Origin of the sequence: Ohtaekwangia sp., from assembly GCF_036786105.1 — a bacterium.
Lineage (GTDB): Bacteria > Bacteroidota > Bacteroidia > Cytophagales > Cyclobacteriaceae > Ohtaekwangia.
In genome coordinates, this window is sequence record NZ_DAIQRQ010000030.1 from 30,752 (window position 1) to 47,351 (window position 16,600).

8 protein-coding genes are annotated in these 16,600 nt (G+C 41.2%); all 8 read left to right on the plus strand.

Annotated features, from left to right (window positions below; all coding sequences use genetic code 11):
• Nucleotides 1-4: 4 nt before the first annotated feature.
• Genes V7Q33_RS13505 through V7Q33_RS13540 form a run of 8 tightly spaced genes read left to right on the plus strand, consistent with a single transcriptional unit; the run spans nucleotide 5 to nucleotide 16,599 of the window.
• The gene (locus tag V7Q33_RS13505) at nucleotides 5-934 is read left to right on the plus strand and encodes a glycosyltransferase (protein ID WP_333820178.1); all 930 of its coding nucleotides are present in this window, start codon (nucleotides 5-7) and stop codon (nucleotides 932-934) included.
• 52 nt (nucleotides 935-986) lie between these two features.
• A complete protein-coding gene (locus V7Q33_RS13510; RefSeq protein ID WP_333820179.1) occupies nucleotides 987-1,661 on the plus strand; it encodes a PIG-L deacetylase family protein in 675 nt (224 codons plus the stop codon).
• A gap of 18 nt (nucleotides 1,662-1,679) precedes the next feature.
• Nucleotides 1,680-1,952 (plus strand): acyl carrier protein, encoded by a 273-nt coding sequence (locus V7Q33_RS13515; protein WP_333820180.1) that lies wholly within the window; start codon nucleotides 1,680-1,682, stop codon nucleotides 1,950-1,952.
• Nucleotides 1,953-2,011: 59 nt separating this feature from the next.
• Nucleotides 2,012-2,830, plus strand: a complete 819-nt coding sequence (locus tag V7Q33_RS13520) for a putative nucleotide-diphospho-sugar transferase (protein ID WP_333820181.1) — start codon at nucleotides 2,012-2,014, stop codon at nucleotides 2,828-2,830.
• Entirely contained in the window at nucleotides 2,811-3,821 is a 1,011-nt protein-coding gene (locus V7Q33_RS13525; RefSeq protein ID WP_333820182.1) for a Gfo/Idh/MocA family protein, read from the plus strand. Before V7Q33_RS13520 ends, V7Q33_RS13525 begins: the two co-directional genes overlap by 20 nt.
• Nucleotides 3,822-3,833: 12 nt before the next feature.
• Nucleotides 3,834-7,199 carry a type I polyketide synthase gene (locus V7Q33_RS13530; protein WP_333820183.1) on the plus strand — a complete coding sequence of 1,122 codons (3,366 nt, stop codon included), beginning with the start codon at nucleotides 3,834-3,836 and terminating at the stop codon, nucleotides 7,197-7,199.
• A 24-nt stretch (nucleotides 7,200-7,223) separates the two neighbouring features.
• Nucleotides 7,224-11,816 carry an amino acid adenylation domain-containing protein gene (locus V7Q33_RS13535; RefSeq protein WP_333820184.1) on the plus strand — a complete coding sequence of 1,531 codons (4,593 nt, stop codon included), beginning with the start codon at nucleotides 7,224-7,226 and terminating at the stop codon, nucleotides 11,814-11,816.
• Nucleotides 11,817-11,826: 10 nt separating this feature from the next.
• Entirely contained in the window at nucleotides 11,827-16,599 is a 4,773-nt protein-coding gene (locus tag V7Q33_RS13540; protein ID WP_333820185.1) for a condensation domain-containing protein, read from the plus strand.
• Nucleotide 16,600 lies beyond the last annotated feature (1 nt).

The following is a 16,600-nucleotide window of genomic DNA, read 5'->3' on the forward strand; positions in this document are numbered from 1 at the left end:
AGCCATGAGATCAGACAAAGCCAGTGTTATCATACCAACGTTCAACAAAAAAGAACGACTGCAGATTGTGCTACGTTCATTTAATTACCAGGATACTCCCAAAGAGAATTTTGAAGTAATTCTTGTAGATGATGGCTCTACCGAAGCAACACAGGAAGTTATAGACAGCACTCCGATGCATTATCCGTTTCGTCACATTTATCAGAAGAACCGTGGACGCTCTGCAGCAAGAAATTCCGGGATTGCGCTGGCAGAGCATCCTCTTTTGATATTTTGTGACGATGATACCATTCCATCAAAGAGTTTTATTGCTGCGCATATTGCTGCGCACCATGATAAAGATCATCACGTAGTGCATGGCATGATATATAATCTGCCGTATTTGAAATTTTTCAAAGATCCTGTAAAAGGAGTACTATATGAGCAAGTAAAAGAGCCTCAAACCGATCCGGTGTTTTTAAAAAAAATGCTGCTTTCGCAGGAGCAGAGTGAGCTATATAAGAATATTGAGGCCCAACGAAAGATTACGCAGTTTGAAAAGAACATTAAAACTATTTATGAAGAGAATATAGCGGAATTGAAATTTCTTGGATTTACCGGGGGGAATGTATCAGTATCGAGGCAATCGATAAAAGAAGCTGGATTGTTTGATGAAGACTTTGGGCTTGTCTGGGGGAGTGAGGATCTTGAAATGGGTTACCGGCTTTTTCTAAGTGGGGTTAGCTTTAGGTATAATGAGAACGCCTGTAATTATCACATGGCACATCACCGCTGCGACTTTAAGTCGGATTTGAGTATTTCGATGAATGCGTTTTACAAAAAGCATAGCCATGCCGTAATATACCATCTCGGAAAATTATTATCCGGAGAAATAAAAAACGTAAATGAATATTTAGCGCTGGTTCATGCACATGAAAAAATTGAGCTTAACTAAAGAGCGAAGCATAATAGAGTTGTTACGAATGCCCCTTGGCGTAAACGTCTCCATGGGGAAGCCTCTTCACGCGCGTACGGTGCTTGTCCTCGCTCCACACCCTGACGATGAAGTACTGGGGTGCGGTGGAACGTTGCTGCACTATACAAAATCAGATGCTGATATAACTATTATTTACCTGACCGATGGCCGGTATGGTATTGATGCCGGCGATATACAAACCAGAAGGACGGAAGCAGAATCAATAAAGGAGATTCTTCCCACAGTTAAACAATTGTTCTGGAATTTTCCGGATTGCGCTCTTTATGAAAATATGCTAAATATTCAGTTGGCACTTAAACAGGTTATCACGGAACTTCAACCTGATCTTATTCTTTCGCCCTGGTTATTTGACCGGCATCCGGATCATGAAGCAACGTCATTGATATTGACCGAGGCACTGAAAGAAATTACCGAAGAAGTATGCATATCACTTTATGAAATCATGCTTCCGCTGATTGCTAACCATACGGTAAATATTTCCGCGTACGCTGATGAGAAGCAAATGCTTATCGATAAATATGAAAGCCAGGTAACGCGATATAATTTGAAAGCTATAAATACGCGGCTTAACCACTACCGTGCAGAGTTATTCCGCAGAAGCAATGTGAAGTTGGCTGAAAGCTTTTTTGTTATTGAAAAAAGCCAGTTCATTGAATTGGTGGATAAACTGTTCTGTAAAAATTAAATTCAAAATTAGGTACTTATGAAAAAGGAAGAAATTGTAGAATCGCTAAAGACAATCCTCCATGAAGGTACAAGAGGAAGGATCAAACCGGAGAGTATAACTGAGCATTCGGATTTGATCGCAGAGCAAGGCCTGGACTCTATTGAAGCGCTGGATATTTTATTGCGTGCTGAAGAGAAATTCGGTATAACCATTGATGATGAAGATCTGAACAAAGAATTGTTTAAAAGCATTTCCAGTTTTGCTGATTACGTATTGGAGCGAGTAAATATTATTTCAACGGAAGGATAGACCAGAAACCGGTCTGCTTTATATGGTTGAAATAGAATTATACCAGTAACCAAATACATATGATCAACATATATTGTTATTTCACACCTTCACATGAAATCCTCTATAAGAATTTCTTTCTGCCCTCTATTCCGGAAGGCTTTTCGGTAGTGCCTTTACAGAGTGATGTGCAGGACTGTACGACAGCTGCCTTTAAAAGTCCGGGGTGGGGAGATACACAATTGAAAAAGATCGTCTATTGGATCAAAACGATCAGGGAAAACGAAGGCAAAGTGATTATCGGGTCAGACGTTGATGCGCAGTTTTTTAATCTTACTCCCAGTCTTGTTAATGACCTTTTAAAAGATCATGACATTCTTTTTCAATGGAATGGGGGAAAAGTACTTGTATGCGCCGGATTTTTTATTGGCCGCTGCAATGCCAATACACTTTCACTTTTTGAACAATTGTATGAAACGTTGATCCATGATATAAAGGGTATAGATGATCAATCTTATTTAAATATGATGCTGGGCATGGCAGTGGGGGGGAGTAAAGCGCGACTTGAGAGTGATATTGCGGCTGCCGATGGTGCGATTGCAATAGATCATGCCGTGCTGAAATCAAATTATCCGGAAACTACTTTCATTCATAGTCCATCATTGCAACCCAATGTGCGATGGGGTATACTTCCTCCATCGTTATTCTGGCTTCCGGGATTTTTTTATCGATCAGTAAACGAGTTGACAGTTCCCGAGCAAATTGTTTTTCACCATGCCAATTGGTGTATTGGTCTGGAAAAGAAAATAGAACAATTGGAATTTGTTCGGAATATAATAGCGGATAGAAAGTTGTCCAACAATATAGCGTACCAGTTTAATGAGGGCGAGAGATTATGAAATTTTGCGGATAGGAGCATTAGGCGCGGCAACAATATTGCCGAAGGCCATTATTGAGCCTATACGTGAAATCGGGGATATAGTGTTTCAAGGTATAGCTGCGAGTACAAGGGAGCGCGCGGAGAGCGTGGCGGGTTCCGCTGGCTCGCGCATTAAAATCTTTGACAATTATGAAGCTTTAATTCAAAGCGATGAAGTGGATGCTGTTTACATCCCATTAGCGAATCATTTGCACGAAGAATGGATTATCCGAGCAGCCAAATCAAAAAAACACATTCTCGTTGAGAAGCCACTATGTATCAAGAGCAGTCAGTTCAAGCAAATAAAAGCTGTAGTGGAAGAAAATGCGGTTAATCTGACAGAAGCACTTATGGTCCGCCATCATCCATGGCAACAGAAATTGAAGGAAATCATTGACGCTAATCAATATGGTAAACTCGTTTCGATACAGACGAATATTTTTTGTGAGTTAAAGCATGATGAAAATAATTACCGGTTTTATAAGAAGATGGGCGGAGGAGTGTTTTACGATTCTGCTTCTTATTGGATCCAGTTTGTGCAAAGTATAATTCATGAGCAACCTTTAGGGATAGAAGGCAAATCCGACTTTTCCGGCCCTAATAGTATAGATGACGAGTTCCAGGCGCAAATGATATTTCCTGGTTCAATGGTGGCTAATTTTCATTGTTCCTATAATCGTCCCTTCGAAGCAAGTCACCGCATACAATTTGAAGAAGCATTGATCCACATTGGCAATTTTTTCAGACCGATTTTCGGTAAAGCAAAATTGATAATGGATATAATACATAAAGGTGAAAAAGAACGGATCGTGTTTCCTCCGCAGAATTACTATATCAACCAGTTGAAGTTTTTTGCAAGTGTTATTCGGGGTGAAATCAAAAACATTCCCTTATCTGAATATGAAGTGAGAGTAAACCTGATGGAAAGTATATATACAACAGCAAGCAAGTGTAAGCAGACGGCATTCTAATGTGACAGAAGCATGAACAACACCCAAAACGATAATAATAATTATGCTGGCGAAATTGCTGTTATTGGCATGGCCGGAAGATTTCCGGGAGCTAGTGATCTTGCCGAATATTGGAGCAATTTAAGGAACGGTGTTGAGTCGATATCTTTTTTTACTGCAGCGGAGTTGGAAGAGGCTGGCATAGACCCTGAAGTGTTATCGGATCCAAACTATATAAGAGCAAAGGGCTATATTGACAATTCTGAATACTTTGATGCAGGCTTTTTTGATTATACTCCACGTGAAGTCGAAATAGCAGATCCGCAGATCAGACTTTTACTCGAATGTTCGAGAGAAGCTATTGAGCGTGCCGGGTATAGTCCGGAAGATTATCAGGGTAAGATAGGAGTATATGTCGGGGCTGAGCCTAATTATAATTGGGTCAGCCGGGTCAAAGATTTCAACAAAAGCCGGGGCACAGAACAGCAGTTCAATGAATTTCTTTTTACAAGAGATTACGTGGCTACAACGATCTCCTATAAATTAAATCTTCAGGGGCCGAGCGTCACGTTGCTTACTGCATGTTCTACTTCGCTTGTAGCGATCCACGAAGCATGCAAGAGTTTACTGTATGGTGAATGTGATGTAGCCATTGCCGGGGCCGCTTCAATATCGAGCCCGTCTAAAACGGGTTATCTATACGTTAAAGACTCGCTCGTATCATCCGATGGTCATTGCAGGGCATTTGATGAAAAAGCAGATGGCACACTATGGAGTGATGGCGTAGGAATCGTTGTATTAAAACCCCTGGTCAACGCTATTCGTGATAGAGATTCAATCCTTGCGGTCATTAAAGGTTCTGCAGTGAACAATGACGGTGGCAAAATTACATATACTGCTTCCAGCAAGAAAGGCCAGGTAGAAGTGATCACGGCAGCCCTTCGGAAAGCGAACGTTGATCCCGAGACAATCACCTTCATAGAAACGCACGGAACCGGTACACGCATTGGAGATCCTTATGAAATTCAGGCATTGAAAGAAGTTTTCAGATCTGCGAGGAAAGGATTCTGTGCTATAGGTTCGGTGAAATCCAACATAGGTCATCTTGGTGCAACTGCGGGTGCTGCGGGATTTATTAAAACGGTATTGTCGCTTTATAACAGGGAGATCGTTCCTACACTTCATGTTGAGAATCCAAATCCGCGAATCAATTTTTCGGAAAGCCCCTTCTTCGTCAATACAAAACTTATACCGTGGAAATCGGATACATCACCAAGAAGAGCAGGTGTTACGTCTCTCGGCATGGGAGGAACCAATGCACATATCATTCTTGAAGAAGCTCCTGAATACAGCTATCCGAAGCAAACTTTTCCTTGTGAAACCATCGTTCTTTCCGCCAAGACCGAAAACGCTCTTCGGAAGACTATAGAAAATCTGATACAATTTCTGAGCGTAAATCCAGGTATACATTTACATGATGTATGCTATACATTAAACACCGGACGCACTGAATTTAATTACAGGCGTTTTGTGGTTTGCAAGGATATACCTGATGCTATTTTGAAACTGGCTGGCAGCGCTTCGTTTCCTTCAGGAATAGCGACCAGTAAAAAAGAGCAGGTTGTATTTATGTTTCCGGGATCGGGTACACAACATATCAACATGTGCCTTGATCTTTATACAGCTGAACCTTACTTTAAAGAAAATATAGATTACTGCTCAGCAATACTCGAACCGTATCTGAATATCTCCATAAAAGACATTATATACCCTGATAAAGATGCCGAAGACCAGGCAGCTGTGATACTCCGGCAGATATCCATCGCACAGCCTGCTATATTTATTATTTCAATCGCTTTGGCAAAGCAATGGATGCGGTGGGGTATATCACCCAAGGTTTTATTAGGTCATAGTTTCGGAGAGATCACCGCTGCATGTATAGCAGGCGTAATGTCGCTGGAAGATGCGTTACTGATCATTGCAAAAAGAGGCCGGTTGATGCAACAAACTGCTGTGGGCGCAATGCTTTCAATTCCGTTAGCAGAAGAAAGGTTAACACCCATGCTGGAAGAGGGTGTATATCTTGCAGCTGTCAATTCGCCTTCTGATTGTGTGGTTTCCGGCTCACCGGAAAAAATGGAAATCATGCGAACTAAACTTTTAGCGGACGGTATTCAGGCACACTACCTGCATATTGACGTTGCCAGCCATTCGCAGGCGATGGATCCGACTCTGGATGAGTTCAAGGCCTCCTTTGAAAATATAAAACTTACCGCTCCTAAAATTCGCATCATGTCATCGGTCACAGGCAAATGGCTGACGGATGATGAGGCAACAAGTGCAACACACTGGGTTAATAATCTCCGCCTGCCAGTGAAGTTTTCCATGGCCATTCAACGCGTGCTGGAGGAAACGACTTGCCATCTTTTGGAAACAGGCCCGGGAGTAACATTGCTTGCATTGGCTAACAGTCATCGTGATCCGGTAAAATCAAGAATAAAGGTTTCCTCATCGCCACATGCAAAAGATAGAATATCCTCTTACGAGCATGTGCTTACCAGCGCCGGTAAACTTTGGTTGGCCGGAGTAACGATGAAGTGGCGTAATTATTATGAAGGAAAAGAAGGACAGAGAATTGCTCTTCCTACATATCCTTATGAGAAACAAAAATACATGATTGATATAAAGGAGAGTGTCAAGACAGAAAAAACAAATAGCAGTATCACTCCGGAAAAAATGATAGTTCATGAAGAGACTCTCGTAACACCTTTATCGAATGAGCGCACCGCTATAGAAGACAAACTGACTGAAATTTTCAAACATTTTCTTGGGCATGATAAAATCGGCCTTCACGATAATTTTTTTGAATTAGGAGGGACTTCACTGCTGGCAACGTATTTAATTGCTCATATCGAAAAAACTATTTCCTATAGCATCGGGCTTACCGATGTTTTTGCTAATCCCTCCATTGCACAGCTTGCATATATTATTGAAACAAAAAGCAGACAGGGGCATGCAGGTGATGAACATAACCAGATAAGAAAGCGCATTCTCGGAGCTTTCCCACAAGACAGAAAAAACATAGTAACACAATATTTGATAAGACAATCAGGAGAGGTATTAAGGGATAACGACCCTATACCAATCCAGTTTGACAGAATGCGTGTGTTGGTAGATGATATAGGCATTCAAATAACAGAGAAGGAATTTCAGCAACTGCAATCCATTGATGAACTGACGGATTTTATCATCAGGAAGTTTGAAACCAATGTAGCGAGGGGAGCATTGGATATAGGAGGTTTAGCACCGCTGGCAGTGGTGGATTATGTGCAATTGGAAGAAGATAAAATTGATGATATGAGCGAAGAAGAAATTCAGAAGTTGCTTGACAGGTTTTAGGAAGGTGTAAATAAAAATTGAAAAATGAGTGCGGAAGTAAATTCAGTACAAAGCAAACAGGAGTCGTTAAAATTACTCTTAAAGGAAAAGATGCGTCAGGGTGTAAAGCAGTTTCCGCTTTCTTACGCACAAGAACAATTATGTGTACTGAATCAATTACTTCCACAGGGCGGTGTATACAATGAACATAAAGTATATCGCCTGAAGGGTGTCTTGAACAAAGATGCTTTGGAAAAGAGTATACATGAGATTGTTCAGCGTCATGCTTCTTTGCGAACGATTTTTTTGCTGGCCGGTGATAAGCCTGTGCAGGTAGTAAAACCATTTGCAACAGGGTACTATGAGTATATTGATGGACTGGTTGCAGGAATAACAGATGAGAAGAAACTTAATGATTTTCTCGCAGCACATATCTCTGGCTCGTTTAACTTAACTACCGGCCCCTTAATTAATGTTAAGCTGATCGGTTGTTTCGATACAAGCTATATTCTTTCTGTTTGCATGCACCACATCGTTACGGATGGCTGGTCAATGGAAATTTTTAATAAAGAGCTCACCACACTATACAGAGACTTTTCCTCGCATACCTCATCATCGCTGGCAGATTTAAAATATCAGTATAGTGATTATGCTGTGTTTCAACGACAACCATTTTTTACTGACCTTTTTAAATTACAGCTAGACTACTGGCGTAGGCAGCTAAAGAATTTAACAACATTAAACCTACCCACCGATTTTGACAGACCGGCCTATCAAACCTATTGCGGTGCCAGGCATTTTATAGATATTCCCATTCCCTCGATGCAAGCGCTCTGCAAGAAGGAAAAAGTAACGCCTTTCATGATTGCGCTGACGGTATTCAAGATCTTACTATATCGCTATAGTGCACAGGAAGACATCGTTGTAGGGATTCCGGTTGCTAACCGGAATAGAGACGAAGTTAAAGACATGATCGGTTTTTTTGTAAATACCCTTGTGTTCAGAACAGACTTATCCGGCAGTCCTGCCTTTTTGGAATTATTGCACCGGATAAGAAAGGTTACACTGGATGCCTTTACCAACCAGGATGTACCTTTTGAAAAACTTGTTGAGGAACTTCAGCCTGAAAGAAGTTTGAGCTTCAATCCTGTTTTCCAGGTACTGTTTGTTTTTCAGAATGTTCCGCAGCAAACATTACAACTCCCCGGTATCTCGGCAGAAGAAATTGAAATTGCCAGGAATACTTCAAAGATGGATCTCACTTTCATTGTGTGGGAAGATGAAAATACTATAAAGGGCTATATAGAATATAACACAGACTTGTTTTCGAAGACTACCATCGAACGGATGGAAGAGCACTATAAAAATCTGTTCAATGCTGTGCTGCATGATCCAACGGCAGATATAGGGACGCTTCCAATGCTTTCTGCCAGCGAGGTCAATGGTATTCTTGATAAAGCAGAGGGTCTGATCGTTGATTTTCCGAAATCTAAAACTGTCATCTCCCGAGTTGAAGAACAAGTCAGGCGAACTCCTGATCATATCGCACTGGTGAGTGATGGAAAAAAAATAACGTATCGTGAACTGAATACCCAGGCAAACCGGCTCGCAGAACGTCTCATCAGAGCAGGTTTGAAGAAAACAAATGCTGTCGGTATAGTTACCGAACCTCATCCTGATATGATCATAGCGATCCTTGCAGTGTTAAAGGCTGGCGGTGTCTTTATTCCCATTGATCCGGCTTATCCACCTTCAAGAATAGAGTATATTATCAGGGATAGCGTTTGTGACCTTTTGTTGGTGCAAAAAGAAATTGCCGGATTGAATTGCCCGGTTCCTGTTATTGGCATCAGCACCTATCAGTATAAGAACGAAGAGAATTACGCGGAGACGAAGAACGATGAAGAAGACAGTGTATATATTATTTATACTTCTGGCACATCGGGAAATCCGAAGGGTGTGCGCATTTCGAATGCAAATCTTAACAATTACCTGAATTGGTTTATACGCACCTGTGAAATTACCGGAAACGACAACACGGTTTTAGCATCGTCTTTTGCTTTTGATATGGGTTACACCAATATCTTTTCTACTTTGATAACAGGTGGAACGCTGCATTTGGTAAGTAGGGAAGTGATTCTATCACCTTCTGTGTTTCTTCAGTATATCGCTGACAATCGGTTAACGTATATTAAAATTACCCCCACGCTTCTTTCGGCATTGGTTAACAGTGCAGAATTCAATACTGTGAATGGCAGATCGCTTACGCGGGTGGTGCTGGGAGGCGAGCAGGTAAATTGTAATGATCTGGAGAAGGCACATAGTCTTTGCCCACAGATACGATTCATGAATGAGTATGGCCCTACAGAAACTACCATTGGCACGATAGCGCAGTTTATAGATTTCGGGGAATTTCATAAGTATAAAAAATATCCCACCGTTGGCAATCCGATCTATAATACACAAGCATTTATCATGGATAAGAACGGGCAACTGGTTCCCGAAGGTATTCCCGGAGAGTTAGTAATCAGTGGAGAATGTGTTGGCGCAGGATATGTAAACAATCGCGAACTCACAGCGCAAAAGTTTATAAGTAATCCTTTTGATACATCACGGAAAGCCTACCGGACGGGTGACTTCGCCAGAATGAGGCCCAATGGAAAAATAGAATATCTGGGTAGAAGAGACCTCCAGGTTAAGGTGAGGGGATATCGTATAGAACCGGAAGAAATTGTAATTCACTTACTCGGTTATAATGGCGTGAAGCAAGCGATTGTGCAGGTGGACCATCACAAGCGCAATCCGGATAATAAATATCTGTGTGCCTATATGGTTGCTTCTCCAGCGCCCGATGTGAATGACCTCAGAAGCTTTCTCCTGGCAAGACTTCCAGAGTACATGATCCCGGCATTTTTTATTTTTATGGATCATATACCTGTTACTGCCAATGGAAAAACTGATCTGAAGGCTTTGCCGAAGCCGGATGCACGGGGCCAGGTGCTGAAAGCGCCGGCTGCAACAGCAATGGAAGAAACACTCCTTAAAATCTGGGCTGAGATTCTGGACATAGAAGAAAAGTCTATTGGTACGAATGATAGTTTTTTTGAACTGGGAGGATATTCGTTGAAAGCCATGATGATGATATCGAGGATCAACAGAATGCATGATGTCAATATACCGTTGGCTCAGATATTCAGAACCCCGACCATTAAAGACTTTGCTTTGTTTGTTACGGGTGCATCAAAAACAGATTCTATACAGATCGTTCCATTAGCAAAAAAACATTTTTACCCGCTATCATCAGCACAGAAAAGAGTTTTTTTCCTCCAGCAGCTTGAAGGAGTGGGTACGAGCTATAATTCTCCGTTCCTTCTGAAATTCGAGGGAAAGCTGGACCGCGGGCGAATTGAAAATACCTACAGAAAATTAATTCAGCGTCACGAAACCTTACGAACATCATTTCACCTTGTCAACAATGAACCTGTGCAGGTTGTGCATGATGAAGTTCCGGTGATAATCGAAGAGCTTGGAACGCATACTCCTGATAAAATCCGTGAAGTGATCAATGGATTTGTCAGACCCTTTGATATAGCATGCGCTCCATTGTTCAGGGTTGGGCTTATTCAGTTGAATGCGGAAGAATATTTATTGGTGCACGATATTCATCACATTGTATCGGATGGAACCTCGAAAAGTATTTTGGAGGATGACCTCATGGATCTTTATGAAGACAGGTCTCTTCCGGAGATGAAGATTCAGTACAAGGACTTTGCTGCGTGGCAAAATAACCTGTTCGCCTCTGCTGCCTATAAAAAGCAATTAGATTATTGGCTGTCTGTTTATGCAGACGGTATTCCTTCATCAGCGCTTGCTACTGATTACCTGAGATCAGAAACACCAGGCTTTTCCGGAGGAGGATATGGTATTTACCTGGATGCAGGGGATACAGAAGCTTTACGAACATGTTGTAAAAAACATGAAGTGACACTCTTTATGTATCTGTTATCTGCTATAAATATCTTATTGCATAAATATACCGGACAGGAGGATGTTGTTATAGGCAGCAGCATATTTGGCAGACCGGAAGCTGACTTCCAACGAATTATTGGAATGTTTGTGAACAAGCTGGCAATACGGAATTTTCCTGCTCACGAAAAAACATTTATTGAATTTATGCAGGAGGTAAAAAGAAATTCAATAAAAGCATTTGATAACCAGCAAGTGCAATTTGAAGATCTGGTAGATAAATTAAAACTGAAAAGAGACTTGTCGAGAAATCCCTTGTTTGATATTTCACTGGTAGTACAAAATTTTGAAAAGCCAAGATCAGAAAGCAGATACTTCAAATCCGCTATGTATGATATTGAAAACAGAACTGCAAAGTTTGATATCTCACTAATGGTGTTTGAGGTAAAAGACCAGGTATATTTTTACTTCGAATACAGGTCTGATCTATTTACAGGATCTACCATCATGGATTTCGCGCAGCGCTATATAAGTGTCATTAAACAAGCCTTGGGAAATGAACGACTTGCCATTAAAGATTTTAGGTTAAAGCATGATTTTGTAGAAGTGCAGCCTGCAATGCCCACAATAGAGTTTGAGTTTTCTGATTCGACAACTACCGTTACAGAATAACGCCTACATTATGAATGAAAAAAAATCATACGGGGAAGCATTGATCGTAGCCAGCCAGCGGGAAACAGAGCGCACCTATTGGCTTTCAAAGTTTTCGGGAGACATTGTAAGAAGCGCTTTTCCTCCTGATTACAATGACACTCCTTATGAAAGCAAAAAAGATACTATAGAATTTAAGTTGCCTGAAGACATTGCTTCCGCCCTGCTAAAAGTCAGCCGTAATGTGGATGAAACATTGCATATAGTGTTGACTACAGCCATGGCTGTGCTGTTAGCTAAATATACCGGTAATGAAGATATCATTATCGGAACACCAACGTACAGACATACTTCAAAAGGAAAACTTATAAATACGATACTCCCCGTTCGATGCCACGTTTTACCTGACACTTCTTTTAAGGCTTTGTTATTACAGGTCAGGACAGCTATAGTCGAAGGTATTCAACATCAGAATTTTCCAATACAGACACTCCCGCAGTTCCTTAAACTCACCAGCGTGCATGATGAGTTCCCTTTGTTCGATGTAGCCGTGGTTATGCACAACATTCAGGATAAAAAGGATATCCAGCACATCAACTATAATTTTAATATTGTTTTTGAAAGGCAGGATACATCTGTTACGGTTACACTGGAATCAAATCCTGCCCGTTATGAAAATTCTACTATTAAGAGAATTTGGCTCAATTTCCAAACGCTGTTAAAAAATGCATTGACGAATGTAGATGTTCTGTGCGGTCAACTCAATGTCGTGTCAGAAGAAGAGAAGTCTCTTTTGATGAATGATTTCAATAATACGGCAGCACCATTCCCCAGCGAGTACACGTTCTTCGCATTGTTTGAGCAACAGGTTAAGAAAACACCCGGTAATGTAGCCGTAACGGATGAGTATACTTCATTGACTTACCAGGAATTGGAACAGAGGGCCAACCAGGTAGCGCATTACCTGTATAACACGAAGGGAATAACATTGGAAACACCTGTTGGTATATTAATGAATCCTTCTGCTGACTACATTGTTTCGATCCTGGGAATTATGAAGTCAGGGGGTGTATATGTTCCGATCGAGTCAACCATTCCGGAAGACCGGATCAAAGCGATTATTAATAATGCTAAGATCGGAATTATAATTTCTGAGGGATCATTTATAAAAGTACTGAACAAGCTGCAGTGGGAATGCCCTTCATTTCACACGTTCTTATGTATAGATAGTGAAGATGTGTATGCTGAGGAGGAAGGAGAGAAGAATGAAAAGATGGATAAAAAGCTCTGGGAATATATAGGTGAAACCGCCACCGATGAAATAACGGGAGGCGGCTGGTTCACAAGCTATACCGGGCAACCTTTTCCTGCCGAGCAGATGCATGAATATGCTGATAATGTCTTTATCAAGATTGCCCCTCTTTTGCGCCAGGATATGCGCGTTCTTGAAATAGGTTGCGCTTCTGGAATAACCATGTTTAGAATCGCGCCCTACGTTTCATTTTACTATGGGGTTGATCTTTCCAATGTCATTATTGAAAAAAATAAACAGCGAATAGCGCAGGAGCAGTATGAGAATATTGTTGTTGAATGCTTGCCTGCCGATGAGATAGACAAGATCAATGAAGCCGGGTTTGATCTCGTGATTATTAACAGCGTCATTCAATCCTTTCATGGTCACAATTACCTTCGCCAGGTATTGAAAAAAGCCACACGCTTATTGAAAGACAGCGGCTCTATATTTATAGGTGATGTGTTAGACCAGGATTTAAAAGAAGATATGCTCGCAGACATGCGATCGTTTAAACAAGCCAATAGAAACAATAGTTACAAAACAAAAACAGATTGGTCTTCAGACTTATTTATCTCCAGGGATTTTTTTGCAGATCTGACATCAGAACTTAATGAGATTGCTGAAGTTAAGATCACAAATAAAATATATACGATTGAAAATGAATTGACCCGATACAGGTATGACGTGCTGTTGCAAATTGATAAGCTCAAGCCGATTACTCCAAGGGAAAAAAATAAAATTCAGGCTGACTTGCGCGCATTAAATAGTCAGTCATCATCCAGGATCGAAGTGGATGTTAAGCCGGATCATTTAGCGTATATCATCTTTACTTCAGGTACAACCGGCACACCATCAGGTGTTCTCATACAGCATAAGAGTCTGGTTAATTATGTATGCTTTATTGCTGAAAAACTTAACCTTCGCGAATCAGATAGGGCAGTGCTTACATCTTCGTTTGCATTCGACCTTGGCTACACTGCTGTATTCCCGGTATTGGTTAGAGGCGGTACGCTGCATATCATTGAGCGCGAAACGTATTTATCACCGCTCAACCTTTTGAATTATATAAAGGACCATCGGATAACCTATATTAAAATAACACCAACGTTGCTCAAGCTTATTGTAAGCAGCGAAGAATTTTCAGGAGCGAAATTATCCGGACTTCATACTATACTGATAGGTGGTGAAGAGATTAATGTAGCGGATGTTGAGGTCATCTACCGATATTGTCCGGATGTAACCGTGATTAACCATTACGGACCTACCGAAACTACCATTGGCACGGTGACCCACACAATAGAGCGTAATCTTTTCTCCAGGTATAAAAAAACGCCAGTGATTGGTAAACCGATCAGCAACAATAAAATTTATATCCTTAATACACTCCGGCAACTGGTTCCTATAGGGGCGTCTGGAGAGCTTTGTGTGGCAGGGGAAGGATTGGCGAGAGGTTATCTGTTTAACGATGATCTTACAAAGAGAAAATTTATTGCTAATCCCTTTTGTACTTCGGAAAAAGTATATCGCACAGGCGATCTGGCCCGATGGCTTCCCGATGGCACAATTCAATTTTTTGGCAGGATAGATCATCAGGTAAAGATCAGAGGTTACCGGATAGAGTTGGAGGAAATTGAAAATCAATTGCTCAGACATGAGGCGATCAGACATGCCGTAGTTCTTGTCAACAGCAATGAGAAAACCGGCGATAAATATCTTTGTGCTTATATGATTGCTGATCGCGTTCTTGATGGAGGTGATCTGCGCGCCTTCCTGTTGGGTAGTCTTCCGGAATACATGATCCCTTCCTATTTCCTGTTTGTTGATAAGATTCCCACAACGCCCAATGGAAAGATAGACCGAAAGTCATTGCCGAAGCCGCAAGACAAAACGTTAGACCATTACATCGCTCCGCGTGATGCCACAGAAAAAGCGCTTGTAGCGATATGGTCGCAGGTGCTTGGAATGGATGAGAATTCTATTAGTATCGATGCTGATTTCTTCGATCTGGGAGGACACTCGGTGAAGGCTGTTGCGCTTACTTCGAAGATTTTCAAAGAGCTCCATTGCAAAGTGCCATTGACAAAAGTTTTCAAAACACCTTGTCTGCGGGATCTTGCTGAATATATCAGGAGTTCAGCAACAGAAGAATTTGAATCTATTCAGCGGGCTACTATCAAAGATTATTACGCTCTGTCTTCTGCTCAAAAGCGGTTGTTTATCATGGAAGAAATGGCGCCCGACTCGCAGGGATTTTGTATTGATACATTAATTGCATTCGAGCAAATGCCTGATCAAAAACGCCTGGAGCAGGCTATTAATCAATTAGTGAAAAGACATGAAAGTTTGCGAACCTCCATTCACATCATGGAGAGTGAACTGGTACAAAAGATTCATGAAAAAATTGTAATCACCTTGCCTTCTTATGAGACGGATGAAGAAACGGCAAAGGTGATGATCGCGTCACTTTCTGAAAAGTTTAATCTCGCGGAAGCTCCATTGTTCAGAACAGCATTGTTTAAAATTAAAGGATCGTCAGGCACTCGCTATATTCTGTCTTTCCATGCGCATCATATTATATTCGATGGCACTTCAAGGAACATTCTGATCAATGAACTTTTCAGCGAGTATCATGGCAATACTCTTTCTGATCTGAAGATTCAGTATAAAGATTTTTCCGAATGGCAGAACAGCAAGAAGAGTGAGCCATGGTTTGCCTCGCAAGAAGCATTTTGGCTGAGAGAACTCTCGCCTCCCTTGCCTAAGCCGGAACTTCCATGGGATTATACCAATGCAGATCCCTCTTCAAAATCCGGTACGGTAGAATTTGTTATCGACAGTTTACAAACGCAATCCATGAAGCGAATCGTAAGAGAAACCAACACTTCCACCTTTATACTGATGCTTGCTGTTTATTCTATTCTCCTGCATAAGCTTTCGGGAAAAAATGATATCATCATTGGGACACCTGTTGAAGGCCGCGGACATGCCGGGCTTGAAAACATCATCGGTATGTTTTTGAATACACTCGCACTGAGAAACTATCCTCATCCGGAAAAATCTTTCAGAGAGTTCTTGCTCGAGGTGAAGGAAAGAACCCTGTTGGCCTTCGAGAATCAGGACTATTCATTTGAAGAACTAATGGAGAAGTTAAGAATGAAAAAAGTTTCAACACAACACCCGTTGTTTAATACAACGATCATTTTCAAAAACTACCGGAACGAGGTTCATCATAAAAACACAATACAATATGATCTGCTTGACAGCACTGCATCACGTCCTGCGCCGAATGATATCTCCTTATTGGTTGATGATTTGGAGAGCACGATAAGCTGTATGATCCGCTATAAAACAGGATTATTTAAGAAAGCGACTATTGAAGATATCAGCCTATATATAAAAGAGATCATTTCATCAATATCTCAAAACGAACATATACCCATTGGGGACATTAATATATCGTGGAGAGCTTCGATAAATAACTCACCTGTGTTTGATCTGAATTTTGATTGAC

Excerpts from the sequence above, each read along its gene's own strand:
- V7Q33_RS13505 (WP_333820178.1), top strand. The coding sequence starts at position 5 with ATGAGATCAGACAAAGCCAGTGTTATCATACCAACGTTCAACAAAAAA.
- V7Q33_RS13510 (WP_333820179.1), top strand. The coding sequence starts at position 987 with ATGGGGAAGCCTCTTCACGCGCGTACGGTGCTTGTCCTCGCTCCACAC.
- V7Q33_RS13515 (WP_333820180.1), top strand. The coding sequence starts at position 1,680 with ATGAAAAAGGAAGAAATTGTAGAATCGCTAAAGACAATCCTCCATGAA.
- V7Q33_RS13520 (WP_333820181.1), top strand. The coding sequence starts at position 2,012 with ATGATCAACATATATTGTTATTTCACACCTTCACATGAAATCCTCTAT.
- V7Q33_RS13525 (WP_333820182.1), top strand. The coding sequence starts at position 2,811 with ATGAGGGCGAGAGATTATGAAATTTTGCGGATAGGAGCATTAGGCGCG.
- V7Q33_RS13530 (WP_333820183.1), top strand. The coding sequence starts at position 3,834 with ATGAACAACACCCAAAACGATAATAATAATTATGCTGGCGAAATTGCT.
- V7Q33_RS13535 (WP_333820184.1), top strand. The coding sequence starts at position 7,224 with ATGAGTGCGGAAGTAAATTCAGTACAAAGCAAACAGGAGTCGTTAAAA.
- V7Q33_RS13540 (WP_333820185.1), top strand. The coding sequence starts at position 11,827 with ATGAATGAAAAAAAATCATACGGGGAAGCATTGATCGTAGCCAGCCAG.